General features: G+C 51.5%; 24 protein-coding genes. 10 read left to right on the forward strand and 14 right to left on the reverse strand.

The features are described 5' to 3' along the window. Positions 1-92 precede the first annotated feature (92 nt). Positions 93-1721, reverse strand: a complete 1629-nt coding sequence (locus ACX1C1_RS10165; protein WP_458956960.1) for a response regulator — start codon at positions 1719-1721, stop codon at positions 93-95. Next, positions 1714-3456, reverse strand: coding sequence for a cache domain-containing sensor histidine kinase (locus ACX1C1_RS10170; RefSeq protein WP_458956961.1), 1743 nt, complete (start codon positions 3454-3456; stop codon positions 1714-1716). The genes ACX1C1_RS10165 and ACX1C1_RS10170 overlap by 8 nt, the downstream gene beginning before the upstream one ends. A gap of 209 nt (positions 3457-3665) precedes the next feature. Here ACX1C1_RS10170 and ACX1C1_RS10175 point away from each other — a divergent pair, with 209 nt between their 5' ends. The 3 genes from ACX1C1_RS10175 (at position 3666) to ACX1C1_RS10185 (ending at position 6861) form a co-directional block, all read left to right on the forward strand. Beyond that, positions 3666-5072: an ABC transporter substrate-binding protein gene (locus ACX1C1_RS10175; RefSeq protein ID WP_458956962.1), complete on the forward strand. Its 1407-nt coding sequence runs from the start codon at positions 3666-3668 to the stop codon at positions 5070-5072. Positions 5073-5137: 65 nt separating this feature from the next. Then, positions 5138-6025 carry a carbohydrate ABC transporter permease gene (locus ACX1C1_RS10180; protein WP_458956963.1) on the forward strand — a complete coding sequence of 296 codons (888 nt, stop codon included), beginning with the start codon at positions 5138-5140 and terminating at the stop codon, positions 6023-6025. Beyond that, on the forward strand, positions 6022-6861 hold the full coding sequence (locus tag ACX1C1_RS10185) for a carbohydrate ABC transporter permease (protein WP_458956964.1): 840 nt from the start codon (positions 6022-6024) through the stop codon (positions 6859-6861). The genes ACX1C1_RS10180 and ACX1C1_RS10185 overlap by 4 nt, the downstream gene beginning before the upstream one ends. Positions 6862-6971: 110 nt before the next feature. Here the strand turns inward: ACX1C1_RS10185 and hflX are convergent, their stop codons facing one another. The 3 genes from hflX to ACX1C1_RS10200 form a co-directional block, all read right to left on the reverse strand. After that, on the reverse strand, positions 6972-8258 hold the full coding sequence (hflX, locus tag ACX1C1_RS10190; protein ID WP_458956965.1) for a GTPase HflX: 1287 nt from the start codon (positions 8256-8258) through the stop codon (positions 6972-6974). Between the two features lie 120 nt (positions 8259-8378). After that, positions 8379-8510, reverse strand: a complete 132-nt coding sequence (locus tag ACX1C1_RS10195; RefSeq protein ID WP_458956966.1) for a hypothetical protein — start codon at positions 8508-8510, stop codon at positions 8379-8381. Positions 8511-8690: 180 nt separating this feature from the next. After that, complete coding sequence (locus tag ACX1C1_RS10200) at positions 8691-9011, reverse strand: winged helix-turn-helix transcriptional regulator (protein ID WP_458957652.1); 321 nt, start codon at positions 9009-9011, stop codon at positions 8691-8693. A gap of 297 nt (positions 9012-9308) precedes the next feature. On the opposite strand from ACX1C1_RS10200, the gene ACX1C1_RS10205 reads away from it, so the two are divergent. Continuing rightward, positions 9309-9707, forward strand: a complete 399-nt coding sequence (locus ACX1C1_RS10205; protein ID WP_458956967.1) for a hypothetical protein — start codon at positions 9309-9311, stop codon at positions 9705-9707. An 82-nt stretch (positions 9708-9789) separates the two neighbouring features. Here ACX1C1_RS10205 and ACX1C1_RS10210 read toward each other — a convergent pair whose 3' ends face one another. Then, entirely contained in the window at positions 9790-10617 is an 828-nt protein-coding gene (locus ACX1C1_RS10210) for a hypothetical protein (protein WP_458956968.1), read from the reverse strand. Between the two features lie 315 nt (positions 10618-10932). On the opposite strand from ACX1C1_RS10210, the gene ACX1C1_RS10215 reads away from it, so the two are divergent. Together ACX1C1_RS10215 and ACX1C1_RS10220 are read left to right on the forward strand one after the other, a co-directional pair. Continuing rightward, positions 10933-11724 carry a Cof-type HAD-IIB family hydrolase gene (locus ACX1C1_RS10215; RefSeq protein ID WP_458956969.1) on the forward strand — a complete coding sequence of 264 codons (792 nt, stop codon included), beginning with the start codon at positions 10933-10935 and terminating at the stop codon, positions 11722-11724. Positions 11725-12190: 466 nt separating this feature from the next. Continuing rightward, the gene (locus ACX1C1_RS10220) at positions 12191-12964 is read left to right on the forward strand and encodes a protein-glutamine gamma-glutamyltransferase (protein ID WP_458956970.1); all 774 of its coding nucleotides are present in this window, start codon (positions 12191-12193) and stop codon (positions 12962-12964) included. A gap of 238 nt (positions 12965-13202) precedes the next feature. Here the strand turns inward: ACX1C1_RS10220 and ACX1C1_RS10225 are convergent, their stop codons facing one another. From ACX1C1_RS10225 to ACX1C1_RS10245, 5 genes are all read right to left on the reverse strand, one after another. Continuing rightward, on the reverse strand, positions 13203-13952 hold the full coding sequence (locus ACX1C1_RS10225; protein ID WP_458956971.1) for a peptidylprolyl isomerase: 750 nt from the start codon (positions 13950-13952) through the stop codon (positions 13203-13205). A gap of 90 nt (positions 13953-14042) precedes the next feature. Next, positions 14043-14507, reverse strand: a complete 465-nt coding sequence (locus ACX1C1_RS10230) for a MarR family winged helix-turn-helix transcriptional regulator (protein WP_458956972.1) — start codon at positions 14505-14507, stop codon at positions 14043-14045. 83 nt (positions 14508-14590) lie between these two features. Next, complete coding sequence (locus tag ACX1C1_RS10235) at positions 14591-15571, reverse strand: 2,3-diaminopropionate biosynthesis protein SbnB (RefSeq protein WP_458956973.1); 981 nt, start codon at positions 15569-15571, stop codon at positions 14591-14593. Positions 15572-15595: 24 nt separating this feature from the next. Continuing rightward, a complete protein-coding gene (gene sbnA, locus ACX1C1_RS10240; RefSeq protein ID WP_458956974.1) occupies positions 15596-16549 on the reverse strand; it encodes a 2,3-diaminopropionate biosynthesis protein SbnA in 954 nt (317 codons plus the stop codon). Positions 16550-16580: 31 nt separating this feature from the next. Then, on the reverse strand, positions 16581-17837 hold the full coding sequence (locus ACX1C1_RS10245) for a phenylacetate--CoA ligase family protein (protein WP_458956975.1): 1257 nt from the start codon (positions 17835-17837) through the stop codon (positions 16581-16583). Positions 17838-18017: 180 nt separating this feature from the next. Between ACX1C1_RS10245 and ACX1C1_RS10250 the strand changes: the two genes are divergently transcribed. Next, positions 18018-18815, forward strand: a complete 798-nt coding sequence (locus tag ACX1C1_RS10250; protein ID WP_458956976.1) for a YheC/YheD family protein — start codon at positions 18018-18020, stop codon at positions 18813-18815. A 111-nt stretch (positions 18816-18926) separates the two neighbouring features. On the opposite strand, the gene ACX1C1_RS10255 is transcribed toward ACX1C1_RS10250, so the two are convergent. Together ACX1C1_RS10255 and ytxJ are read right to left on the reverse strand one after the other, a co-directional pair. Beyond that, positions 18927-20177 (reverse strand): S-layer homology domain-containing protein, encoded by a 1251-nt coding sequence (locus tag ACX1C1_RS10255; RefSeq protein ID WP_458956977.1) that lies wholly within the window; start codon positions 20175-20177, stop codon positions 18927-18929. 281 nt (positions 20178-20458) lie between these two features. After that, positions 20459-20797, reverse strand: a complete 339-nt coding sequence (gene ytxJ / locus ACX1C1_RS10260; protein ID WP_458956978.1) for a bacillithiol system redox-active protein YtxJ — start codon at positions 20795-20797, stop codon at positions 20459-20461. 167 nt (positions 20798-20964) lie between these two features. On the opposite strand from ytxJ, the gene ACX1C1_RS10265 reads away from it, so the two are divergent. Together ACX1C1_RS10265 and ACX1C1_RS10270 are read left to right on the forward strand one after the other, a co-directional pair. Next, the gene (locus ACX1C1_RS10265; protein ID WP_458956979.1) at positions 20965-21540 is read left to right on the forward strand and encodes a TetR/AcrR family transcriptional regulator; all 576 of its coding nucleotides are present in this window, start codon (positions 20965-20967) and stop codon (positions 21538-21540) included. Between the two features lie 151 nt (positions 21541-21691). Next, positions 21692-23713: a YhgE/Pip family protein gene (locus ACX1C1_RS10270; protein WP_458956980.1), complete on the forward strand. Its 2022-nt coding sequence runs from the start codon at positions 21692-21694 to the stop codon at positions 23711-23713. Between the two features lie 117 nt (positions 23714-23830). Here the strand turns inward: ACX1C1_RS10270 and ACX1C1_RS10275 are convergent, their stop codons facing one another. After that, positions 23831-24538, reverse strand: coding sequence for a Dph6-related ATP pyrophosphatase (locus ACX1C1_RS10275; RefSeq protein ID WP_458956981.1), 708 nt, complete (start codon positions 24536-24538; stop codon positions 23831-23833). Positions 24539-24805: 267 nt separating this feature from the next. Between ACX1C1_RS10275 and ACX1C1_RS10280 the strand changes: the two genes are divergently transcribed. Beyond that, on the forward strand, positions 24806-25972 hold the full coding sequence (locus tag ACX1C1_RS10280; protein WP_458956982.1) for an ABC transporter ATP-binding protein: 1167 nt from the start codon (positions 24806-24808) through the stop codon (positions 25970-25972).

Here is a 25972-nt window from a genome sequence, read left to right on the forward strand (position 1 = left end):
GATCGAAAGAGTGTCTGAATCCATTGAAGCCCCAATTCCTTACGGAATCGGGGCTTTTGAGTGTTCTCTGAGCTTGATGCAACCGTGTTTGTTCATTTCGATTTCACGAATTGTGATGGGGAATACCCCGTCCACTTTTTGAATGTCTTGGAGAAATGGGTTTCGTCCGTATAGCCGACCGCATAAGCGATTTCTTGTATCTTGAGCGACTGATCCTTGAGCAGCAGCTTGGCTCTCTCAATCCGTTTCTGGTGAATGTAATCGACGAAGTTAATGCCCATCTCTTGCTTGAATAACGAGGACAGATAGGAAGCGTTGACGAATAACCGTTCGGCGTATTGAGCAAGAGACAGATGGTCGGTGAGCTGTTCCTCGATCATCCGAGTCATCTGCTCGATTGTGCGGTGACGCGGTTTGCGTCGGCTCAATCCTAGCACGAGCTGGTGCAATAGGTTGGACATTAGACCCACCAGTTCATCTATCGTCTCTAGCTGAGGTAACGCCTCGTACAGAGCAAGCAGCCCATCCGAACGTCCCGCGTCCGAATCCGCATCCATGTCTTGTTCATGCATCATCTCGATCAGCTTCGTGGCAAGCGTGATCGCCTGCAACTGGATGAACGAACGGCTTAGCGTCGGGTTGGTGCGGAGTAGCTGGAACCACATATCCAGCTGTTCCAGCGCTTCTTGGAACCTGTAACCGTGAACGGCTTCGAGAACGGAGACTTCCGTGCGGCGGAGAGAGTCGATCAGCACAAACGTTGAATCGTGCTGTTGGTTGTGGGATGTCTCGTCGTATACGTAGATCCCGCCTTCCCCATAGAAGAATCGATCGTCCAGCGCAGCGAGAGCTTCTCTATAGGATGAATGAATATCATCAATGGACGTCAGGTGACCGCTTACCCCGATACTGAAGGACAGGCGTAAGTATGACTGAAGGTTACTCTGTACCCGCTCAAGATGATTTCTTAGCTCCTCAGGCTTATCCTCGCGCGCTGGATTGAAGAGAACGACAATGTCTTCGTGATGGCGAATGACTTCCGCTTGCATAGCGAGCACTGTTGCGAACAGTTCCTCGATAATGTTCAATGCCGCGTACCTTACAAGCTCGACGTCTGTCGGACCGTAGTCCAGCTCCTGCAGCGACTTGGAGTCATTACGGAACACAGCCACCTGCAACTGGTCTAGGTGGATCCTCATATTAATAGAGCGAGCGATCGAATGGCGATTCTCCCAAGGGGACTTGGGAGAACGAAGCCACGAACCAAGCTGATGCGAGATCACAATGGGATTGCCCTGTCGCCATAATCGTTGAATATGATGTACGTGTTGTTCTTGGTCCTGCTTGGTGTCCAGCATCTTGATCGCTCGCGACACGACATCGCGGACCTCTGATGGCCGACAAGGCTTGACGAGATAGTCGAACGCCCCCAGCTTGATCGCTTGCTGGGCATAGTCGAATTCGTTATACCCGGTCAGAATAATCGCAACTGGGCACCGCTCGTTATCTTGAAGCGCCTTCAGCAACTCGAGACCGTTCATGAAGGGCATGCGGATGTCGAGCAGCAGCAAGTCCGGCTGAACGTGCTGCATGCGTTCAAGTGCTTCAACCCCATTAGCCGCATCCCCGCACACATGAACGCCGAGCTCCTCCCACTTGATCATCGTCATTAACCCGTTCCGAATGGTCGATTCGTCTTCTGCGATGAATAACTTATACATTTGCAACGCTCCCCTCAAGCGGAATGGTAATCGAAATGCGCGTACCGAAGTCGACTTCGCTCTCGATGTCGATCGTTGCCGCCTGTCCGTAATAGAGACGCAGACGCTCTTGGACGTTCCATAGCGCGAATCCGCTTCTGTCCTTAATCGATGTCCTTTCAATGCTCTTCAATTCAGCCAGTCGATCGGCTGGGATACCCACACCGTTATCTGTCACTTTAATGATACATACGTCCCCATGGACGCTCGCAGACACTTGAACGAGTCCTTCTCCGCCGAGCGGTTCGATGCCGTGAATGACGGCGTTCTCGACGAATGGCTGGACGATAAGCTTCAGCAACGTAACGTTGCGCAGAGTTTCATCTAACGATATTTCATAATGAAGTCGGGGAGCGCGCATTTTCTGTAGAAATAGATAGCTCGTGATGAACACGAATTCCTCTTGCAGCGTAATCATGTCTTTGCCGTCGCTAAGGCTGATCTGGAACATGCTGGACAACGCATAGACCATCTCGCTTGATTCGTGCTCATGTCTTTGCTCCATCTTCCAAGCCATCGTATTCAGCGTGTTGTACAGAAAGTGCGGATTAATCTGAGACTGGAGCAGCTTAAGCTCTGCCTCCCGTTGCTCTAATCGGAACGTATAGACCTCGTCGATCAACTGCTTGGTCTTCTTGACCATGTTGTTATAGCCATATCCCAGCAATCCGAGTTCATCATGTCCGCGCGGAGTCACGCTCTGCATGAAGTCACCCTTCTGAAACTTCTGCATCGAGAGGACGATGTTCTTGAGCGGCTTGGAGATAAATGAAGCAATTATCCATGAGAAAGCCAGGGCGACCAAGAACATAACCGCCATCGCGTAGAGCGTAACGGTATTGATCCGATTAACCTCCGATAGTAATTGATCTCTCGATTGCAAGGCAATGACTCGCCAACCCGTCAGATTGGAGACGGACTCGGTAATGAGCAGTTTGCTCTGATTGTTTTCCTGGGCGTAGGGAAGCGTAGACCATTGCCGGCCTAGCCACTTTCCTTGCGAATCGGAGAGTACCTCGCCGTCAGGGTTTACTATAATGACTTCACGGCCGTTAACGACAGGGGAAGCATAGCTTCGGCGCAGGTCGAGCTCGTCAAAGCCGATGACGATTATGCCTAACGGACGCAAGTTGAGGTCGCTCTTCAGTACCCGGGCAAAAATAATCGTATTGTTGGATTCGCCTTGAAAGACGTGCAATTGTCCGGTGTCGATCGCCCAAGTCGGTATGTCCGGTTGAGCGAATGCACGTTTGTAGATGATGGTTCGTTTAAACTCTTCCATAGGCAAGGCACTCGTATTTCCTCGTTTGTCGAATTCGATAGGCTCTAGATAGTTCGAGTAGAGGATGAGCGATTGAAAAAATTGCCTTGTAATCATCGCGCTGCTAATCATACCGAACGCTAGCTTGGAAGCGTCGTAATCGATCTCTTCTTTGGCTCGGAACAGCTGTTGTATCTCGGTCCTTAAGTATAAAAAGTTCGAAGTATCGATCGCGTCTTGGGCGATATAATCCAGATCTGTAACGGTGGTCGAGACAATGTGGTTCTGCTCGATCGTCTGACGCTCGAAGATTTGCTCGGAAGCAACATTATACGAGTAAGCGCCGATGGAGCCGATCGTGAACAGGAAGAGGGGACTGAACCACAAAACCAACTTATATCGAAGGGGTAAATTCCGGTATCGCAATCGTAGCATAGTTATCTACCTGCCATCTCGTAATGTGATTTTCTATTAATTCGATGTCCCGATTGCAATTCCTTGGTAGAATTGTATATTATGCAAGACTCAAAAAAACAGACATGAAAATCCAAAATTACGCCATGTCGTGGATGATAGCGCCATCATATAATCGATTTGCAGATGAGAATTCTGTTGTCTGTACATTCAAGAGGAGGGGTTGGACCATGAGTAAAAAGTTAGGATTGATCGCACTATCGGTCGTACTTGCAGCAACAATGAGCGCATGCGCAAGCAACAAAGATAATAACACTGCAAGCTCACCATCAAATGACGACGCAAGCAATTCGTCTGCTTCGCCATCGGCAGCTGAATCAGCAGCGCCTTCGCCTGAGAACCTTGAACCGATTGAATTAAAAGTGTTCACGAATGCGCCAGACCGCATGACGGGACAAGGCAAAGCAGAGGACCATATCTACGCGGAATACATGAAGCTGCATCCGAACGTCACGATTAAGGTCGAGGCGCTCGCCACGGAACAATACGGACAAAAGCTGAAGATCTATAATGCATCCAATCAGCTCCCGGATATGTTCTCGGTATGGGGCAACAATAGCTCGCTTACGCCGCTGATCAGCAACGACGCATTGGCAGAATTATCGTGGGACGACTTCAAGGACAGCGGCTTCGTTGATGGCGCGTTCGATGGCTTCACGAAGAATGGCAAGATCTACGGCGTACCCGGATTCATGGACTTCTGGTTCATCTACTACAACAAAAAAATATTCGCGGATAACGGCTTGGAAGTTCCTCAGACTCAAGGCGAGTTAATGGAAATCGTAGAAAAGCTAAAGGCCAAAGATATTGTGCCAATCGCGATGCAGGGCCGAGCGGCGTGGTCTTCGGTCATGTGGTATGATACGGTGCTGGCGCGGCAAACCGGCGGATTCGATCTGACGAAAGATATCTTCGCAGGCAAAGGTACTTACAAAGGCTCCGAAGTCGTGCAGGCGGCAACCGACATCCAATCGATGATTAAGGCGGGCATCTTCGGAGATGGCTTCCTCAACCAAGACTATGGTACGGCGAGGAACTTGTTCGGACAGGGGAAAGCAGCCATGTTCATGATGGGGCAATGGGAGATGAGTATGCCGACGGACACCAACTTCCCGCCAGAGGTACGTGACAATATCGGTGCGTTTGCATTTCCAGCCAATGAGAAGGGTAAGGGCACGCAAGCAGAGCTCAACGTATGGTACGGCGGAGGGTTGGCCGTATCGAACAAGTCCAAAAACCGTGAAGCGGCGAAGGATCTGATCAAGTTCTTCTTCCAACCGGAGAACTGGCCGAAGTTCGTCTGGCAGAATGGCATCACGTTCCCAGCTCAAAAGTATGATGCGTTCTTGACCGGCCAAGAGACGCCGGTTCAAAACGACATCACGAACATCCTGAAAAATGCCACAACGTTCAGCGGATACTTAACCGATCAGTTGACGACGCCATCCATGTCCAAGGAGTTCCAGAACCTGATTCAGCAGCTGGAAGCTATGAAGGTTACGCCGGAGCAATTCGCCGAATCCATGGACGAGATCGTAGCCAAGAGCAATGCGGAACAAGCGGAGATGTCCCAATAAAGCGTAGCGGAACAGGCGGCGACAGAACAGTCTCCGCCTGCTCTTGGCAGATAGGAAGGTAAGTTATGCAGAAGATGCTGCAAGACCGCAAGATGGTATTCTTATTGGTTGCGCCTGGCATGGCCTTATTCTTGTTCGTCGTGCTGCTTCCGATAGTAGTCAGCTTCTATTATAGCTTTACGGATTGGGATGCTTGGACGCCAAGCTATAATTTCGTCGGTTGGCGCAATTACAAAGAGATTTTTTTCGATGACCCTTTTTTCTGGAAATCCTTATTGAATGCGTGTTGGCTTGTGCTTGCGTTTCTCATCATCCAACATCCAATAGGTATATTGACGGCTATTCTTGTGACCAAAGCGGGCAAATGGGAAGGCGTGCTTCGCACGATTATATTCATCCCATCCATCATCTCGAGCTTCATTACATCGCAGCTGTGGGTCAATGTCTTCTCGACGACGACGGGTCTGCTCAACCATGGGCTAGACATAGCAGGACTTGGTAGCTGGAAGCACGATTGGCTCGGAGATCCTCAGACTGCGATCATTTGCATTATTCTAGTTATCGTATGGCATGGATTCGGTTACTGCTTCTTGATCTATTACACCGGGGTCAAGGGGATTCCGGGAGAGCTCTACGAAGCCGCAGAACTAGACGGCGCGAATAACAAGCAGATGATTCGATATATGATATTGCCTCTGCTGGTTCCCATCATCAGGATTAATATGCTTCTGGCGATCATTGCAGGGTTCAAACAACTAGAGACCGTCTTGATCATGACCGGAGGCGGCCCAGGAGGAAGTACGCATTTCATCGGAACTTATCTCTATGTGAAAGGCTTCGGCGAAAGCTTATTCGGTTATTCGAATGCGATCTCGGTCATCTTCGTTATCGTCTGCTTATTGGCGGCATGGACGTTCAGTTCGATGTTCAGGAAGGAGGATGATCAATATTGAACCAGACGGTTATGTTCCGCATTAGGCGGTCGATCCTTATTGCCGTGCTTGTCTTGTTCTGCGCGTTCGAATTATTCCCGCTCGTGTGGATGTTGAACTTCTCCTTGCTGAAGAGCGGCGAGTTCTACAGTACGGACATCTTGAAGTGGCCTTCGCCGTTCCAATGGAATAACTATCGCGATGCGTTCGTGAATGCGGAAATCGCTAGGCTGTTCAAGAACAGCTTGCTCATTACCGCATTCTCCATCGCCATCATCGTCGTCACCTCCGTGATGATGGGCTACGCCTTCAGCAGAATGACCTGGAAGCTTAAGGGCTTCTTCATGAGCATCATTCTGATCGGCATTATTATACCGTTTCATGCGACATTGCTGCCGAACTTCGTGTTATTCAATGAGTTGAATATGCTGAACAGCTCGCTTGTACTCATCTTGCCTTATGCGGGCTTCTCGATTCCGGTGAGTATGCTGATCATCTCCGGATATATTCGCAGTATCCCAAGATCGTTGGAAGAAGCGGCAGTCATGGACGGACTGGGGTTGTTCGGCATCATCTTCCGAATTGTGTTGCCGATCCTCAAGCCGGCGATCATGACGGTTATGATTCTCGCGTTCATCGGCTGCTGGAATGAATTCGTACTCGCCATCACGTACATCTCTACGGATGAATGGAGTACGTTGCCATTCGCGCTCATGCGATTCACCGGCGAATATGCCTCCAATTACGGCGCTCAATTCGCAGTCATGTCGATTATAGCCTTGCCATCGATAATCGCTTACGTGTTGTTCAGCGATCAGATCAACAGCGGCATCACGGCCGGGGCGATTAAAGGGTAAGGTTCCTGGCAAACACAAACAAAATGGTAGAGGGTGCCTCCATATTGGATGGCACCCTCTACCATTTGGTCAGATCTATTTCACGAAAAAGTCAGCCCCATCAGTCCAGTCTAGCTCTCGGCGCCCACCTCGACGAAGTCCTGTCTGAACCGTTCGTAGTCGGCAAGTGTACATTCTACCAGCATACGAGTGCCTTCTTCTTCGTAAGTGGTCGAGAGGACATTGGCATGTTCGTTGAAGTATGAGACGAGACGTCCTTGGTTGAACGGGATCAAGATGTCCTTCTTCACATAGTTCGCGAAGATGTGCGAGCGTACGACCTCGATAAGCTCGTCAAGACCTTTTCCTTCTTTGACGGACATATAAACCGAGTTGCCCGACTTGTGCGGGTAGGGGTGATCGGTGAGATCACATTTGTTGTAGGCGTAGATCGTTGTGATGCCCTCGGTACCGAGCTCGTGCAACGTATCGTTTGTGACGGCGACCAGCTGCTCGTAATCTTCGTGAGCATAGTCGACAACATGGATGAGTAAGTCGGCCTCGGTCACTTCTTCAAGCGTGGAGCGGAATGCCTTGATGAGGTGATGGGGCAGCTGGCTCACGAATCCAACCGTATCCGTCAGCAGGAAGGACTTGTTGTCCGGAAGCTCAATGCTTCGAACGGACGTCTCCAGCGTGGCGAAGAGCATGTCTTTGGCGAATACTTGCTTCGTTGTTTCGGGGTCGTAGGTCTCCAGCAGCGCATTCATTAGGCTGGACTTGCCGGTATTGGTATAGCCGACGAGACAGACGACGGGCATCTCGTTTTTCTTGCGCTGCTTGCGCTGGTTCTGGCGCGTCATGACCAGCTTCTCCAGCTCTGCCTGCAATGCCGTAATTCGTTCTTCGATCCGCCTGCGGTCGAGCTCGAGCTTTGTTTCGCCTGCGCCTCTGTTCTTGAGGCCAGAGCCGCCGCCTTGGCGACCGAGGGAAGCACGAAGTCCGACAAGACGCGGCAGTGAATATTGTAGTCTGGCGACTTCCACTTGCAGCTGCGCTTCCCGCGTTTTGGCACGTTCGGCGAAGATGTCCAGAATCAGAATCGTACGGTCAATTACCGTACATTGAAGCTCGGATTCCAGATTGCGAATCTGGGAAGGGGACAACTCGTCGTTGAAGATCACGAGCTCACATTCGTGCGCCTCCATCAAGGCGCGAAGCTCCTGAATCTTGCCCGTACCGATGTAATGCGACGGGTTAATGCGGTCTGCCTTCTGGCTGAGTTGGTCTACAACCTCGATATAACAGGCGTCAGCCAGGTTGCGAAGCTCCATCATAGCGTATTCGAAGTCAGAGCCTTTCTTGAGCTCGACACCTACAATTATTGCTTTTTGTTTGGGTTGTTCTTGTTCCATCATTTATATATCACCCTCCGGTTTGGTTATGGGTACAAAAAAACACAGGCATATCTGCCCGTGCCCGATGATATTCGACCTGAGGAAAGAGGAATGGCGGGTCCACGCGTGCAGTTGGACGACTTAGCCGGGACATGCTTCGCCCGCATGGCTCCGCGAAGAGAGCATCAAGAGACGAGCGTGTGGCAAGACAATCCGTGACGATCGGAAGCGATCGCCGCCGATAATCGGCTGCAGCGGGTTACATGGGTTCATGTGGACAGACCTATCCTGAGTCCTCTGCCGTACGGGCAGAGCGTAAACGTACTTTGCAATTAGCCGCGCAAAGACCTAACTCGGATGTAATCTATCACACGAAACCCTCCGTTCCTTGGAATGAGAACAGTGTAGCACATGGACGAGGGAACGATCAACCAACGAAACGATTATAGACGATTATTGTTGCTGCTGTACTTCATCCGGATCAATCCACTGCTCGGCCCATTCGCTAATATTCGCTAATAGCGGTGACAGCGCAAGGCCCTTGTCCGTCAGAGAATATTCGATGCGTACGGGCATCTCCGGATAGACATCACGGCGAATTAATCCGCAAGCTTCCAGTTCTCTCAGCCGATCCGACAGCACCTTGCCGCTTAGACTTGGCAATTGATGTTCGATGTCGGAGAAGCGCCCAGGTCCGGGCAACAAACTATATATGATCAGCGCGACCCAACGTTTGCTGAGTATCCCAACCGCTTTCTCGAACTTCACGCACATTTGTCCATGTTTCTCTGCCAAGACATTCACCCTTCCTACGAAATATAGGATTGTATACGTTTTCTCAATAGTTGACCTATATTCCTGCAAAAGAACGTACCGACAATGATTACGCTCATTGTTTCCTTTGTTCTATTATAGTCCTGAAGACGCATACAGAAAAGGGGAAGATTTCCCTAGCATCCAGAAGAGTACAGGGGGTTCAGGAGCGGAGTATACGAAACCTTTGGCGATCGTTCGGCGTCTGTAAGTATAAGCGCGATTACAATGCGGCGAGGAGATAAGGAGAGTGCTTCCATGCGTTGGCTTCCGGGTAGCGGTCAATCCAAATGGTGGGGAATAGCGGGGGTATCGGCTTTGTTGCTGAGCGCCTCATTGCTCACAGTTAGATTCGGTATCATCGGTCAGGATTGGAATCTCATGAATGCTTTAATGTTGGTGCTACTGGCCGTCGTTGTATCGGTAGTTGTGGCAGTAGCTGGCTGGTTCGGGGCCAAATGGATATGGCTGCTCTCTACGATCGGATTTCTTGCAGGAGTTCTCTATATGGCAATCAAAAGCCAGGATTTGACGGGCTGGGGCGATCTGATTGGTTTTATTATGTTTATGTTTATGTCCATAGCGGGGTTTGTCGCGGGGATTGTCATCGAAATCATCTTGTGGGCAGCCAAGCGCTTCGGCAAGTCGAATATGTAAATGAACGAGAGGCCGCGAGATATCAATCGCGGCTTTTCGTTTTGGATGAGGGTTTCTTTTGAACCTGCCCGATGTGAAGTAGTTAGAAGCTGCGGAGCTTCTTATCCGCTTGTGCGATTGTGGAGGCGATTACGCCTTCATACGTATGAATGTTCATTTTCTGTACGATCATTTGACGCTGATAAGCGATCATTCGTATAAAGGAGGCGGCGGTTGTGTTGGTGTCGCCGCTTCGTACCGCTGCACCAAGGACCTTGGACTCGGTCGTAAACAAACTTTTATACGTGCTGGCCGTCGATTTAAAAGTCTTGATTCTTGATTCCGCCGTTTCGATAGCTCCTAACATGTCGCGAATGAGCTTCATCTTGGCACTGGCGTCGGCTTTCGCTTGCTTGAGCGCGGCATCTTTGCTGCTTTGTTTATTTTTGGCAGCTTGCACGGCGGCTTTGGTTATTTCAACTTGCATGTTTAAGAATGAGATCAATTCTTTATTCTTTAATGATCGGGCAAGCGAAAGCTGGGATCTCTGGGATTCATATAGCTTGAATAATGGCTCGTTCTGCTTCTTAAGTGCTGCGGAGGCGGCTTCCAGCGCCTTGATTTTGACGGCATCGATTTCGCGGATTGCCTTGCGCAGCTTATTCTCGAACTCCTCGTTCTGATAATGGAGCGTGCTGATCTTGGTATCCCACTCGGCATCCTGTTTCTGCAGTGCCTGCAGATCGGCGTGCTGCTTCTTAAGTGAATGCGAGACAGAGCTGGCGGCTCCGGCAAGCATTTTGTCGAAAGCGGCTTTGGCTGTGGGTGTGAATTCGAACGCTGCAGCCGTTGCTGTACCGGACAAAGCTAATGTCAGCAGTACTGTCATACTCGCCAGCCCCAACAACCTCTTCAAATAACGAAAACCCATGATGATCCCTCCTGAATTTGAGTTCGGGACTTACGAGATCGTGCACCTATGTACACACAAAAAAAGCACCCGCAAGGCGACGGTATCCGTCAATCCTTGCGGGTGCTTCCCGCTTGTCCGAACTATATTTTCCCTTACTATACCTCATGCCCAGGGGGCGGGTCAACAGACGTTAATGAAGTGAGAAAGATTATAAGTAACTTGAACACATTCGCCGAAACGGGCAAAACGTTAAACTTTGGTTGGCAGGGAAAGCTAGCGGGAATGACTCCTATTCTTTATACTAGAAGGAAAACGGATAGGAGTTTTGGTCTTATGAGCTATAAAATTGTCTTCTTTGATATCGATGGGACGTTGGTCAATGAGGAAAAGGTCATCCCGCAGGATACGGTTGACGCGCTTCGCGAGCTCAAGGAGCTTGGTGTGGAGCCGGTCATCGCGACGGGCAGGGCGCCATACTTCATTAAGCCGCTTGCGGAGCAGCTTGGGATCGACTCGTACGTTTGTTTGAATGGCGGTTACGTTGTTTATCAAGGCCAGCCGTTGTACCGCAGAGAGATTGGCAAGAATGAGCTCGGAAGATTGGTAGAGCTTGCTGCCTCGCATAATCACGGACTCGTATTTGAGGGTGAGCATACGTTCTGCTCGGATCGAGAGAATCACCCCTTTATAGAAGAGTCGGTACTGTCGCTTAAGGTAGATCTGCCTGGATTTAATCCGGAGTTCTGGCGCACGGACGATATCTTCCAGGTGTTCTTGCATTGCGAGAGCCATGAGGAGCATCTATACGAGGAGCTGAAGAACGACTTCACGCTGATTCGCTGGCATCGTGCGGCGATGGATGTTCTGCCTGCTGGCGGTTCGAAGGCGCAGGGAATCGCGGCGCTGCTGGAGAAGCTTGGGCTAACGGCTGCGGATGCTGCCGCTTTCGGAGACGGGCTGAACGATAAGGAGATGCTCGACTATGTCGGGTTCGGCGTTGCTATGGGCAATTCCAACCCGGAGCTGCTGCCGTATGCCGATTTCGTAACAACGCATGTGGACGAGAAGGGCATTCGCAATGGTCTGATCCAGGCGGGCTTGCTGCAACCTATAGAAGTCGCTTAAAAACTTCGTAATGGGAAGCGTACTTTTGAACATCAAGATAATCAAAAGTTCAAAAGTACGGTTCTCAGTACCGAGAAGATTGGAGGCAACTAGAGACTGAGAATCGGAGCGTAGCAGCGCTACGTGAGAATCGGAAGGCTCGGTTGCATTCAATATTCGACGTCGTATTGACTACTTGAAACACATCGTAATGGGAAGCGTGCTTTTGAACATCCATATAATCAAAAGTTCAAAAGTACGGTTCTCAGTACCGAGAAGATTGGAGGCAACTAGAGACTGAGAATCGGAGCGTAGCAGCGCTACGTGAGAATCGGAAGGCTCGGTTGCATTCAATATTCGATGTCGAATTGACTACTTGAAAAACTTCGTAATGGGAAGCGTGCTTTTGAACATCCATATGTCTCACCAATCAGGGCGGGGTCACGTAATATAACCTAATCCATATTTCTGGTTTGGGGGGTACAATGTGATCGTAATTTCGGACGGAAGCAATCCGGGCGCGATACCGCCGCGGATGCTGACGACACTGGAGAAAAAAACCTTGGCGAGGAAGATGGCCAGCCCGATGATGTATACTTATCCAACGCTTGAATCGTTGATCTTCGAGCTTAAGATGCGGACACATATCGTGGAGGCGGCTAAGGCGATGTATGCAAGCGGCGTGAGCTTCGCAACCTTTAGCAATTCGCGTTGTAATGAACAATATTGGATGCGTACGCCGGAGGGCGGTTTTCTGCTGAAGCCAAACGTCCCGCCTTCTGTCGCATTAAACGACATCTTTACAAACGGCCAGTTGTACGGCTTCGAATGTGCGGTCGCCATTATCATAATTATGTATAAAGGCGTACTCGACGCAATCGGTGATGCAGCCTTTAACCGCCACTTTCGTAATTTGTACTTGTTCAGTTGGGAGTCGGACCGCGATCTGCGGCTTAACGCGACTTACAATCTGAATGAGACCTATCATGGCGATGCGATGTATTTCAAGAATCCGGACTACGACCGCTCGACGCCGGAATGGCAAGGCGAGAACGTCATTAAGCTTGATGATAATTTGTACTTTGGCCATGGCATCGGCATTGGCTCCGGGGAAGAAATCATTGAGAAGCTTAACCGGGCGAGAATGCCGGGTAGTATGACTTCGGCCTATCTGGATAATTTGATTATTACGCCGGACTTCGAATATGTACGCAGGCTTGTCTACCGCGAAGATGAAGCGGAGTTGTTGACCCAGGGTTAGGCGAGTGGGTTGTTAGCTAGGAGTGTGGCTTCTCCAAAGTCTAAGAGACTTCTGGGGAAGCCTTTTTGTTTTCTTGTATGCACGGAAATCGTTCCAACAGAAAAGGGCCTTCGTCCAAAACAACCATTCGTTGCTGGAGAAGACCCTTGTTAAGCCCAAAAGGCAGCTACTCGGGTGAAGCGCTTATGCTCGATTTAAACGTAGTTCGCGCGAGCAAGCGCGCGAGTGTAGCCTCGGCTTACTCGGTTTTGACCGGCGGCTCAAAGGTCATGCCCTTGGTATCGACGGTTACCTTTTTCATGGAGATCGGGTCGAGCGGCTTGTCACTGGAGTCGCGATCCTGCGCTACGATCTCATCGGCTGCTTCGATGCCCTCGATAACAGCGCCGAACGATGCATACTTGTTATCCAGTGAAGGGGCATCCTCTACCATGATAAAGATTTGAGAGCCTGCCGAGTTAGGCGCATTGGTACGGGCCATGGAGATGACGCCGCGGGTATGCTTCAGCTTGTTGTCGAAGCCGTTCTCGGTAAATTCGCCTGGGATCGAATATCCCGGTCCGCCCATCCCCGTACCTTCGGGGTCGCCGCCCTGAATCATAAAGCCTGGGATAACGCGGTGGAAGATCACGCCGTCGTAGAATCCTTGCTGCACGAGAGACACGAAGTTATTGACCGTGTTAGGTGCAACCTCGGGATAAAGCTCGATCTTGATTAGCTTGCCGTTGCTGAGCTCGATCGTGACTTCGGGATGTTTCTCCGGTCCGAGCAGCTCGGGTCCTTCGGCTTGCGGGGCCTCCGTCGGTGTAGGAGATGGAGACGGCGTAGGAGCTGGTGTAGCCGTAGCCGCAGCTTGTCCGCCGCCACCTGCGCCTTGACCGTTCTCCGGCTTGCCTTGATCGACGCCGCAGCCCGCCGCGATCAAGAATAAGGCCAGCGCAAGCAGGAGCAGCGGATGGCGATAATGTCTTCTTGTTATACCGTTCATAATCGTAAATAACCCTCCTTGTGCTTCATATCCAAGTCCCATATTAGCACAGGGAGAGCGGGGATTGCGAATAATTCCCAAGGGACAACCTTAATCTTCGTGATGATCCTCTTGCAGCGAATAACGTTTCACGCGGTCAAGGAGCTCATGCATTTGCGCAAGCAAGATCATGCTTTCCTCCGGAGTGGCATCCAGTCGGCAAGCCAGCTTGGTTGGAATGTCGATGGCTTTCTCCCGGAGTGCTTCTCCTTCTGAGGTCAATGTGACAATGACGCTTCTTTCATCGTTTTTGTCCCGTGTGCGCGTCACCAAGCCGGCGGACTCCAGCTTTTTGAGGAGTGGAGTCAGGGTGCCGGAGTCCAGATAAAGCCGATTGCCAAGCTCACTGACGGTTGCGTTATCCTGCTCCCACAGAGCGAGCATGGTGACGTATTGCGTATAGGTCAGCCCTAGTTCTTGCAAAAGGGGGCGATACAGCTTTGTAATTTCGCGCGAGCTTGCGTAGATAGAGAAGCAGATTTGGTTATCCAGTTTCATATGTTCAATGGGATTCATTGTTCGTCCTCCAAGACGTCGATATCAAATATAACCACAATTAAATTGAGCTAAATTAAATATAGGCGTATGTCTCGAAGGTGTCAAGATAGTGAAATTCCAATGCCGCGTCCCTTGCCCATGTCGACATACCAATCTGCGATTGCAACATCGAACGTTGCCATCCCCATCGGGCAGAACAACAAAGGTTCGCGTGGCGAAAGACGATCCAAGGCACCTCGGCATATGACGTCACGCAGCGTAACTGCGCCGTTCTCCGTCAAACCGGCATGTAGATGAAGAAGCTCAATGTCCGTGTTCTCCCGGCATACTTCGTTCCAATCATCCACAACAACGGAGCGAATACCTTGTATCGCTTCCAGACAATAGTCGCGCAGCGATACATCCAGCAGCAACGTTCCGGGAGCAGGGGGGATATTAATGTATCGCTCAGGACTTACCGTACATGTAATGATGACATTGCAGTTCGTGTACAGCTCTTGCCAGCTCCCGGCGATTCGATATCGTGAGTCGTCTAGGTCTTGCTCCTTGATCCCTTGAATATCGTACAACATGATGTGTTCGATATGCTCCGCGAATAAGCTCTGGCACATGGACAGGTGCATCCGCCCGATCGGACCAAGCCCGATGATGCCGATTCGCAGCCTCTGCTGGGATTGTTCGCACGTAGGGTCTGACAGCTTGCGTCCCAGCCACTCTCGCAGCATGAGCCCGCTGACTGCAGCTGTCCGGACCGCGCTGACGAGTGCGGTATGAAGGATGGCTCTAGGCGCGCCCGTCGACGCATCGTTAAGGATCGTCACGCTATGCGCTCTTGGCAGTCCGAGTGAACGGTTGCCTGGGAAGCTTGCGATCCACTTGAGACCGGCGACTCCGACAGAGCCGCCGATATAGGCTGGCATGGCAATGATACGATTAGCGGGATCGCCGTATCTCAGATAAGGCTTTAGCGGCTGGGCATAGTCGCCTTGGTCCATGATCCGTACGGTTTCTTGGATCCGGTCGACCCATTTGCTCCACGATTCGCCGACTTCCCGCAGATGTTCCTCTCCCATATACAGCATCTTGTATCTATTCCTCTCTATCCATTAATCTTCTCCAAACGCAGCTGTCATCCATTCGTCATTAAAGACGGTGTCCAAATAACGTTCGCCTCGATCATGCAGAATGACAACGCACACACTATGATCCGGGATGGTTTCGAACATCGATTGTAATGCGTGTATGACCGCGCCAGACGATGGCCCGGCTAGCAGGGCTTCCGTTGCCGCCAGCTCCCGGCAAGCGATTGCCATCTGGCGGTCGGTGACATACATGGAATGGTCCATAAACCGATCCCTTGCAAAAGGAGGGATGATGCCTGCGCCGAGTCCCGGGAATATGCGCGGCCCCTTATCGCCTCCCAAGATAACGCTGCCAGCCGCATCCACTGCGACAATGCGAGTTGTTAATCCGTTCGAACGAATATAATCGTAGCAGCCGCGCATTGTGCCGCATGTGCTGACTCCTCCGAATACGTAATCGATGTGGCCGAGCTCACTCGCGATCTCTGACATCGTGCCGTCACGGTGAGCTGCATAATTATCCGGGTTGCCGTATTGATTGGGCCAGAAGCTGTTCGGTGTCATGGAGAGCAGCTCTTGCACCCTGGAGAGCCGTGCAGGCAAATATTCGCCTGTTGCCGGATCCGGATCGGCTACATAAGAAACCTGGGCGCCGTATGCCTTCATGATGCCAATGTTTTGTTTCGCGGTGCGCGGATCGATGACGCAGATGAAGCGCATCCCAAGTAACTGACAGATCGCCGCCATGCTGATCGCCATATTGCCCGAGCTGGATTCGATCACGACGGACCCGGCTCCGATACGGCCGTCTTCTAAGGCGCGCTCCAATATTCGCAAGGCGGGACGGTCCTTGGCGCTGCCGGTGGGGTTCATGAGCTCAAGCTTGGCGAATACTTGAATGCCCCGTTGCTCGGGGAACAATCTGGACAGGCGGACGAGCGGCGTTCCGCCGATCTTGCTTAACCAATTATCCTTCATGGCAGCACCAATCCCTTTCATGCTTCGACCATTATACATATATTTTTTTGGCTTTTACCGAGCCCCCGGGAAGCGGATGGTGTTCATCGGCAGGAATGATCTCAATGCTTTGCAGCAGCCCGCCCTGAATCATCATGCCGATATCGGGAATGCGCTGTTCTACCTGAATTTGCACATCCAGTGCTTTGGCGGGATGCAGAAGCAGCTCGGCACTCCGAATGTGCAGCTTGAGCACATTGTTACTCACAGCCACGCGGATGGCGGCATCCTGAAGCACTTGATGCACGGCTTCTTCGATATCATAGAGACTGATTTTCTCGCCATGCTTGAGCTCATGCCCAATCCGTTTGGCGATACAGGAGAAGGTGCCGCGCGGAACGCCATCTATTACAATCATCTCGAAGTCGCGTACGACGTCATACGTCACGAAACGAATGACGGGGAACAGCTGACGGCTGAGCGATGTGAGCACCAGAACACCTTCGTTCGGCGCGAGCGGCTCGAATGCATCGCTTATTTCTTCGGCGGGTAACGTTTCGCCTAAGATGCCGTCCGCGAGAACGTAACGCCCTAGTTCATGCGAATAGGCAGCAATGGCCCCGACCTCAATGGAGCCGTACGTATCGAGCAGGTCCCTAGGAGCAAGCCCAAGCCTTGCCGCCATGCTGAGCTGCCACTCGCGCGATGCCATCTCGCCGACCAATAGTATCTTGCGTACTCCGAATGGCGACCCGGCGGGCCATGCGTCTGCAATCGATTCCAGCAGAGAAGGCATCGTGTACAGGAGATCCGGTTGATAGCGGCGGAGCTTGTCGACATGTTCCTGGACTGGCGCAGAGAAGGAGATCGCCTCAGCCTCCAGCCCCATGTTCGCAAAGATGCGCAGGGCGGTGCTTGCCGCATGGCCAGTGCCAAGATCGGCAAGTGCCCGGCGAATCGGCTTCTCTGTATCTTTCATAAGTTCGAGCCACTGCTCGAAGCTGCATTGTTTGGCTGACATATATCGAAGGTCGTCGTCGGGAGAATAATAGATAGCCTTGCGGATGCCGGTAGAAGTGCCCGATGTTCGATAGACGGATAGCTCAGGCTCTGATCGAGAGTCCCCTGTGTAATAATGCTGTTCGAGCAGTGCTGCTGTCATGAGAGGCAGCTTCCGCAGCAATGAATAGTCGGACGAGTCTCCGGATGATAGGGAGATGCCGGCTTTCTCCAGCAGATCGGCGTACCATGGGTGAAATCGTGCAATGGCATGCAGATGTTTCATTAATGGTTGCGGGCTGTGGGACATTCTGCAACCTCCTGATCGGTCTTTTGCTTTCTCCTAAAGCATATGTGCCCTGCGGCCGAATGTTCGGTTATGACGACAGCGGCCTAAGGCGCGTCCGCATGCGGCGCCGTATAGTAATAAGAGGCAAAGTATTGATAGAGACAACCGTCTAGATTAGGATAGAGGAGGCCTTGTGTCAGGGTGAAATCGGGCAAAAAAAGAAGGTATCGGATCTCCGACAAATGGGCGAAAACGAATGTGCTGCTAGGGGACAAGGGCCTGCGTGCCTATGTGCCCCATACGAAAATATTAAGTCGTGCTGCGCTAGCGTCCATGCTGCAAAGCTACGGGATGGTGTATGTGAAGCCGGTTCGCGGTTCATTGGGAAAAGGCGTCATGCGGGTAGAGAGGGAGCTTGGCGGAGGCTATGCTTATCAATTAGGCGGCAAGAAACGCAGCTTCGGAACCTATGACGCTTTCTATGACGCAATCAGACGAGATACGGGCGGAAGGTCTTATCTCGTGCAGAGAGGTATTCATCTATTGAAATTCGACGGTAGAGCGTTCGATCTCCGGATCGTCGTGCAGAAGTCGCCAAACGGCGGCTACGAAGCGACAGGGACGGTTGCGAGAGTCGCTTATCCGGGCAAAATCGTGACCAACGGGAGCCAAGGCGGTACGATTCTCCCAGCAACGCAGGTGCTGCAGCCTCATGCGGGCTTTGGTCAGCGGGATGCACTGATTGCGCATGTAGAGCGTATCGGTGTCCAGACGATCAGACGAATGAAGACGCGCTACCCAGGGCTAGTGGAGATTGGGCTGGACATTGCGATCGATCGCCAGCTTCGTCCTTGGATTCTGGAGGTGAATACGACACCGGACCATTGTCCATTCGCGATCCTTCAGGATCAGACGATGCTTCGGCGGATTATTCACTACGGCAAGCAATACGGCGTTAGCTACAAGCTTAATTGCAACAAAGCACGGAGTGTGCTCTAAGCAGGAGGCGCAGCCTAAAGGAAACAGGCATCCTGCCTTCGTCGTAACGTCGAAGGTGGATGCCTGTTTGGTTTTGTTTATCTACCACGGTCATCGGCGACCGAGTACTCATTATTTCTTGGCAGCGACGGTGAAGATGACGGTTTTGGTCGCTTGGTTCACTAGTACGTTAACAGCGTCTCCGCCGATAAGGCTGTATGTGGTCGTAACGGCTTGACCGGCGGTCACTTTGGCGCAGACGGCGCCGAACAACTCTTTGAATGCATAAGCATTATAACCGAACAAACCGTTGGCGAATTGCTCTACGACCTCTTGGTTCCGGGCAATCGCCCCTTCCCTGAGTCTGATCGTGATGCCGTATGTATTGTATCCGGGATCCAGCCAGATCGCAGCTTCCTCCTGTACGGAGCTCGAAGCCGATGGGGAGGAGATCTGAACTTGATCCTTCTCCGATTGATCCTTGTACAGCCTCAGCGTCGTCTCATAGAGATCATGATTGGCACCGCGGAGCTCTCCGATTGCATCAAGCGATTCGTACATATCCCACATCCGCTTGTCCGGGAAGACGACAATTTTGTTGCCGCCGCCTTGCGTCGGCACAAGCCGCTCCAGCTTATCCGGTGAAACCTCGATTTGGATGCGTGACTCCTCATTCGTCAGCCGGTTCAGAATCACGAGCGCTTGCGCCCGCGTAACTTTTTCGCCCACGCCGAAGAAGCCATTCGGGTATCCTTCCATAATCCCTTTCACAAGTGTCTCCGCAATGAAACGTTGCTCGCGTTCCGAAGCGCTAGTTATATCGCCGTAAGCGGCCGCCATCTTCTGTCCGAACTGGCCGTCCTCCAGGAACTCGGTTTCTTGCAGCGTGTAATAGATAATCTCGGCTACGTTCTCGCGCGTCATATCTGCCTGGAAGTCGCTATATCGACTTTTATTGAGGAAATGAAGATCGCTGGCAATATCGATAAAATCTTTGGCCCAATAACCAATGGTATTAGGCAAGAAGCTGAAGTAACGATAATCCTGCTTCACAATGGCCTGGTTCTCCGGACTCAGCGAGCTCAGGAAATTTCCGTTCCAACTGCGCGAGCCATTCGGATGAAGCTCGGAGTAGGACAGGATGAGCATTTTGACGAATTGATCGACTTGCACAGGCTCTTCCGGTCTAAAAGACCCATCCGGATAACCGTCCAGAATACCTCTTGTCACCATGGTTTGAATCGTATTTCTAGCCCAATGGGAGCCAATATCATGGAAGGAGATCGAGGACACGGCAGCGGAGGCGCGTTCGTATGCGGAAGCGGGCACGATCGATGCCGTAATAAAGGCTAATCCGATCCATAAACTCAATATTCGTTTCATAGGGATAATTCCTCCTAAATCGATGTATTCCGACAATATTTAGCTAACCACATCTATTGGTTATTTAGAATGGGCAGATTGATGCAACCTGTTATAGGGCAAGGGACTGCTGGGTATGAATCTTTCAGCATGGGAAATGAAGGGAAGTCTATCATGAGGGTATGAGCGAAACGTCACGATTCTAGAGGGGGAGATAAGACAAATAGACCTCCGCGCAAGAGTGGGCTTGCGCGGAGGTCCTGGTACCGTGGTTGGATGTCTGCAGACTATTTGTGGAGGGATTAGTCCAATACAGCGCTGATATGAGCCTTCGTGACGGACCAGTGTGTTGCGGACCATACTTTGGCTTGTTTATCGATATAGATGATTTGCGGCGACTCGTGTTTCACTCCGGTATCTTCGGCAATTTGGTTGGAGATGGGGCGGGACTCGATCACTTTGACGAGCACATAATCGACGTCGCTCCGCGGTTTGTCATTGAGATAATTGTTGAATTCCTCATAGGCATTGGCGCTCACGGGGCAAGTTGTACTGTGTTTAAAGACAACAAGCGGGCGGGAATTCGATTGCTCGAAATGTGTGGACCATTGCTCTTGTGTAGTGATTTCTTGGTATGTCATAGAGGTTCGCTCCTTATGTCTTAGTGGATTCGTTAACTTGTCCTCATTATACCGCTTCTGCTGTTGCGGAAACAAATCAGCTGTGCTAAGATAGATCCATTGAACAAATGACCGATTATCTATTTTGGTCATTCCGTCGAAGGGAAATCATGTGGGAGGTGTCGAATTTGGCAATGGACCGGAATCAATTGATTGTTGAAGCGGCGACCAAGTCTTTTTCCTTATTTGGATATAAGGCGACGACGATGGACGGCGTGTCCAAGATTGCGAACGTAGGCAAAGGAACGATCTATACGTTTTTCTCCAATAAAGAAGAGCTGTTCGGTCATATTATGACCCGAATGTTGGGCGAGATGAAAGTGGTGGCGGAGGGCGCGATCGACCCTGCTCTTCCTTTTTTTGATAACCTGTACATCACGTTAGAGAGATTGTGGGATTTCCGCGAGGAGCATGAGCTGGCGCTGAAGCTGTCCCAAGAGGTACGAGAGATCGGAACGCCAATGGCGGTCGAAGGAATCAATCAGATCGAACGTGCCGTTGTGGGCTATATCGCCGATTGGGTGCGCATCTCGGTCGACAAGGGCGAGATCAAGCCGTGCAACTCCGAGATGACGGCATTTGTGATGCTCAAGCTGTATATGGCGCTCACCGTTGAGTGGAAGAAGACGCATGAGCCGCTGGGCAAAAAAGTGGTCGCGAAGCAGCTAAGATTTTATTTGGAGCATGGCCTGGCTAACATTTAACATCGTAAATAGAAATGATTAATGGCGATAACATCCACCTCTAAGCGAGGAGCGTTCGACTTCGAACGATCTCGATAGAGGTTTTCTATAGGGCAAAAATGACCATAATTCGAAAATGGTCAATTCGATCTACACCAAGGAGATGGTTGATATGAAATTGAAATGGAGCGGCTTAAAACAATTCGGAGCAGAGCTTGGAGCCATTACACGTAACCCTAAAGTGCTCATTCCTGTAGCCGGCGTATTGACGATTCCGCTTATGTATACAGCAATGTTTCTCGGCGCCTTCTGGGATCCATATGGCAAGCTGGAGGAGCTGCCTGTCGCGGTTGTGAACTCAGATCAAGGGTTCGAGTTCGAAGGCGAGATGATGCATATCGGTCAAGATTTTGCGGAAGAACTAAAGGATAATAAGAAATTCGACTGGGCGTTCGTGAGTAAGGAAGATGCGCTGCAAGGCATGCGGGACAAAACGTATTATATGGCGATTGAAATCCCGTCCGATTTCTCGGAGAGAACAACGACGTTGACATCGGAGGAGCCGAATCCGGCTAAGCTCATCTATCTTCGGAATGACAGCACCAACTTCCTGGCGGGGCAGATCGGCAATTCGGCTGTGGAAACGATGAAGAGCTCGCTGAACAAAGAAGTAACGGAAGCTTATACACGTACCGTGTTCGAGCAGCTAGAGGAAGCGGCAGACGGAATCGCAGCAGCAAGCGAAGGCGCAGGCAAAATCGCCGATGGAACAAGCGAAGCCCGATCGGGCTCGGAGCTATTAGCTTCGAACCTTGGCAAGCTGGTAAGCGGTACGGCAGGTCTTCAGGACGGCGCCGCCAAGCTGGATGCTGCCGGAGGGAAGCTCGTGAGCGGCAGCCAAGAGCTGGCTGCCGGGACGAATGAGCTGTCCGGCGGGCTTAGTCAGCTTGAGACTGCGGGCGGCAAGGTTGCAGCCGGAGCGAGCGCTGCACAAGAGGGTGCAGGTCAGCTTGTCGATGGGCTGTCTGCCTCCACAGCTGGTGCCGAACAGCTTAGCGACGGCGCGGCTGGTTTGGCCGAGGGACTGGCTGCTTGGGCGCAGGCTCATCCGGAGGCAGCGTCCGATCCATCGTACCAAGCGCTTCTTGCGGCTAGCGAAGGGATTGCGACTGGGGCCGAGCAGTCGGCGGCTGGACAGAAGCAGTTGGAAGCTGGAGCTGGCAGCTTGAAGCAGGGAATAGATACACTCGCAGCAGGGACAGGAACGCTGGAACAAAAGTTAGGAGAGGCGCATAACGGCGCAGCCAAGTTATCCGAAGGCGCTAATGCGTTGTCGGGTGGAGCCGGCGAGCTTGCTGCCGGATTATCCACGCTCAATAGCTCCGTTCAGGAGTTGTCTAGCGGCACGAAACAGCTGGAGAGCGGAGCGGTCCAAATGACTTCGGGACTAACCGAGTTGGAGGGCGGTACGCAAGAGCTGTCTACTAAGCTGAGCGATGCGTCTTCCCAAACATCGGATCTGACGCTCACAGACGAGAAAGCAAGTATGTTCGCAGAGCCAATCCAGCTAGATGTGGAACGGTTAACCGATGTTCCTAACTACGGTACGGGATTGGCGCCTTACTTCTTGTCGCTGGGGTTGTACGTAGGAGCGCTATTGATCACGATTGTATATTCTGTTCGCGAACCCGTGATCAGACCGCAGAATGGCTGGAGCTGGTTCTGGAGCAAGGCGATGACGCTTATCGTCATTGGCGCAATACAGGCACTCATTGTCGATTCCGTCCTGTTGTTCGCATTAGGGCTGGAGGTGCAGAACGTAGCTGACTTCATCTTGTTCTCGATCGTTACCAGCATAACGTATATGATGATCATCCAGTTCCTTGTGGCAACAATGGGCAATCCGGGACGATTCGTCGCGATTATCATTCTAATCCTGCAGCTGACGACTTCATCCGGCACCTACCCGGTTGAGCTCATTCCGAACTGGCTGCAAGGCATCGCGCCTTGGCTGCCAATGACTTATTCGGTCGCGGGCTTCCGCGATGTCATCTCCAGCGGCTATGTGAGCCGCATGTGGGGCGACGCTGGGGTTCTCATTATCTTCGCAGCTGCCTTTGCGGTTCTGTCGCTCGCGTTTTTCATGCTGCTTCGTCGTCGGAACGAGGAGACCGTGGGAGATTCGGTTGTATAAGCAAACGCGATGATGATGGGAACATTCATGGTTGAACAGTGAATCACAAAGACCATCCCCTCGTGGAAGAGGAGATGGTCTTTGATTTGATGTCTTAGTCGCTAGTGTGGCAGCATTCTAATGGATGCCCCAAGCCGCCTCGTCAAGCTCAAGAGGCAAGAAGGCATAATCGCCATCCTTCACGATCGAGAGTTTGCGCACGGGTATTGGCTTGCGGAAGATCGGGCCATCAAGCACGGTCGTATGGAATTCGCCGCCTTCCCCGCAAGGGTCTATACCTCGTTCAACAAGCTCTTCGACGAATTCGCGGGTTATGCTTCTTCCCAGATCCACTTCCGTCATCCCTGATGTCAGATTAACGGTCACGACGACTGCGACAAAGCCTTGATCGATAAAGCTATCCACGGAGCGGCGGTGATCCATCCGCCACAGGGGCATGCCTAGCGCAAGGCCTGCCATCTGTGTTACTTTATCATGCCAGCAGCCTTCTTCCGGCATATCCAGATCACCTGTCACGAGTGCTTCGGCACCAAGCTCTCGCGCCTGATTGAGTAGCCTAACGAACGCGGTTTCATAATCATCCCATGTAGCGGCGGCGGACAATACGGGCAATCCGATGGATTCGGCTTGCGCGGCGATGATCTTTGGCGGCATGCCGTGCGAACGTGAGCGCTCTCCCTTTTCCTCCAGCATGACGATAAGCCCGATCGCTTCTCCGCTCTGCATGGCCATGTGCAGCGCTAGCGAGCTGTCTTTGCCTCCGCTGTATGATGCGACGAATTTTGTGTGATGCGCGTCTGTTTGCCATGTTTTTGCGACTGTCAATCCGTGTCTCTCCTTTATTCGCATGATGTTGATATGTTGACAGTCTACCACGAATAACATTCTTCTGGATAACGAGCTGCAGCGAGTGAAATAGTATGAGTACTATTGTCATTTGCCAAGTTAAGTTGATTTTTTGTGAATCTGATCATACACGTATATTGCACATTCCATGGAATGTCGTAAAATCACATTGATTTTAAATGGAGCATGAGTCTAGTTGTATGGTGCTCAGGCCATATACATAAGGGATTTATAGGGGGTTGAAGGATGGATAAGAAGCCGATTATTCGCTTCGAAGGGGTTACGAAACAATATAGCGGCAGCGATCCTGCGGTACTGAAGGATGTTAGCTTCGAGATCGAGCGGGGCAAGTTCTATACGTTGCTAGGTCCGTCCGGCTGTGGCAAAACAACGATTCTTCGACTTATCGCAGGATTCACGGAGCCTACAAGCGGCAATATTACATTCGATGGCAAAATCATTAATCGAGTTCCGGCCAATGAACGCCAAGTAAATACAGTATTTCAGGATTACGCGCTGTTCCCTCATCTGAACGTGTTCGAGAACGTTGCGTTTGGTCTGCGCATCAAACGTATGAAAGGGGATGCCATCTCAGCGAAGGTAAAGGAAGCGCTGAAGTTCGTTAACCTCAGCGGATATGAGAATCGTGAAATTACAGAGATGTCCGGCGGGCAGCGGCAACGCGTTGCGATTGCACGCGCCATTGTCAACGAACCGCAGATTTTGCTGCTGGACGAACCGCTTTCCGCGTTAGATCTGAAGCTGCGTACGGAGATGCAATATGAGCTGCGGGAGCTGCAGCGCAGGCTCGGAATCACTTTTATTTTCGTCACGCATGATCAAGAGGAGGCACTCGCGATGTCGGATGAAATATTCGTCCTGAATCAAGGGACGATCCAGCAATCGGGCACGCCGACGGATATCTACGATGAGCCAATCAACCGTTTCGTCGCCGATTTTATCGGGGAATCCAATATCGTGAAGGGACGGATGCTTCGCGACTTCGAGGTGGAATTCGCCGGTCATTCGTTCGAGTGCGTCGACCAGGGGCTTCATGATGGCGAGACTGTTGATATTGTCATCCGTCCGGAGGATCTGGAAATCACTACGCCGGAGCGGGGTAAGCTGCTCGTTCGCGTGGATACGCAATTGTTCCGAGGTGTGCACTACGAGATCAGCACCTACGACGACGCAGGCAATGAGTGGCTCGTACACTCCACACGCAAGGCGACGGTGGGCGAGCGCATCGGTCTTACATTCGAGCCGGAAGCGATTCATGTCATGCGACTTGGCGAGACGGAGGAGGAGTTTGACCGGAGGCTGGAGTCGTACGACGAAGAAGAAGATGAAGCTGTGACTGGGGCGCCAGCGGCGAAGGCTGGCGGCAGCGCCGGACAAGGCGGTGGGCGCTAA

It is taken from the genome of Paenibacillus sp. strain BS8-2 (assembly GCF_054483835.1).

Bases quoted from the DNA above. Each gene is read 5' to 3' on its own strand.
- ACX1C1_RS10205 (WP_458956967.1), top strand. From the start codon at position 9,309: ATGCGTTGGCTTCCGGGTAGCGGTCAATCCAAATGGTGGGGAATAGCG.
- ACX1C1_RS10200 (WP_458957652.1), bottom strand. From the start codon at position 9,011: ATGTGCGTGAAGTTCGAGAAAGCGGTTGGGATACTCAGCAAACGTTGG.
- hflX (WP_458956965.1), bottom strand. From the start codon at position 8,258: ATGATGGAACAAGAACAACCCAAACAAAAAGCAATAATTGTAGGTGTC.
- ACX1C1_RS10165 (WP_458956960.1), bottom strand. From the start codon at position 1,721: ATGTATAAGTTATTCATCGCAGAAGACGAATCGACCATTCGGAACGGG.
- ACX1C1_RS10195 (WP_458956966.1), bottom strand. From the start codon at position 8,510: ATGAACCCATGTAACCCGCTGCAGCCGATTATCGGCGGCGATCGCTTC.
- ACX1C1_RS10245 (WP_458956975.1), bottom strand. From the start codon at position 17,837: ATGTCCCACAGCCCGCAACCATTAATGAAACATCTGCATGCCATTGCA.
- ACX1C1_RS10230 (WP_458956972.1), bottom strand. From the start codon at position 14,507: ATGAATCCCATTGAACATATGAAACTGGATAACCAAATCTGCTTCTCT.
- ACX1C1_RS10210 (WP_458956968.1), bottom strand. From the start codon at position 10,617: ATGGGTTTTCGTTATTTGAAGAGGTTGTTGGGGCTGGCGAGTATGACA.
- ACX1C1_RS10225 (WP_458956971.1), bottom strand. From the start codon at position 13,952: ATGAACGGTATAACAAGAAGACATTATCGCCATCCGCTGCTCCTGCTT.
- sbnA (WP_458956974.1), bottom strand. From the start codon at position 16,549: ATGAAGGATAATTGGTTAAGCAAGATCGGCGGAACGCCGCTCGTCCGC.
- ACX1C1_RS10255 (WP_458956977.1), bottom strand. From the start codon at position 20,177: ATGAAACGAATATTGAGTTTATGGATCGGATTAGCCTTTATTACGGCA.
- ACX1C1_RS10180 (WP_458956963.1), top strand. From the start codon at position 5,138: ATGCAGAAGATGCTGCAAGACCGCAAGATGGTATTCTTATTGGTTGCG.
- ACX1C1_RS10170 (WP_458956961.1), bottom strand. From the start codon at position 3,456: ATGCTACGATTGCGATACCGGAATTTACCCCTTCGATATAAGTTGGTT.
- ACX1C1_RS10270 (WP_458956980.1), top strand. From the start codon at position 21,692: ATGAAATTGAAATGGAGCGGCTTAAAACAATTCGGAGCAGAGCTTGGA.
- ytxJ (WP_458956978.1), bottom strand. From the start codon at position 20,797: ATGACATACCAAGAAATCACTACACAAGAGCAATGGTCCACACATTTC.
- ACX1C1_RS10280 (WP_458956982.1), top strand. From the start codon at position 24,806: ATGGATAAGAAGCCGATTATTCGCTTCGAAGGGGTTACGAAACAATAT.
- ACX1C1_RS10235 (WP_458956973.1), bottom strand. From the start codon at position 15,571: ATGCTGTATATGGGAGAGGAACATCTGCGGGAAGTCGGCGAATCGTGG.
- ACX1C1_RS10215 (WP_458956969.1), top strand. From the start codon at position 10,933: ATGAGCTATAAAATTGTCTTCTTTGATATCGATGGGACGTTGGTCAAT.
- ACX1C1_RS10175 (WP_458956962.1), top strand. From the start codon at position 3,666: ATGAGTAAAAAGTTAGGATTGATCGCACTATCGGTCGTACTTGCAGCA.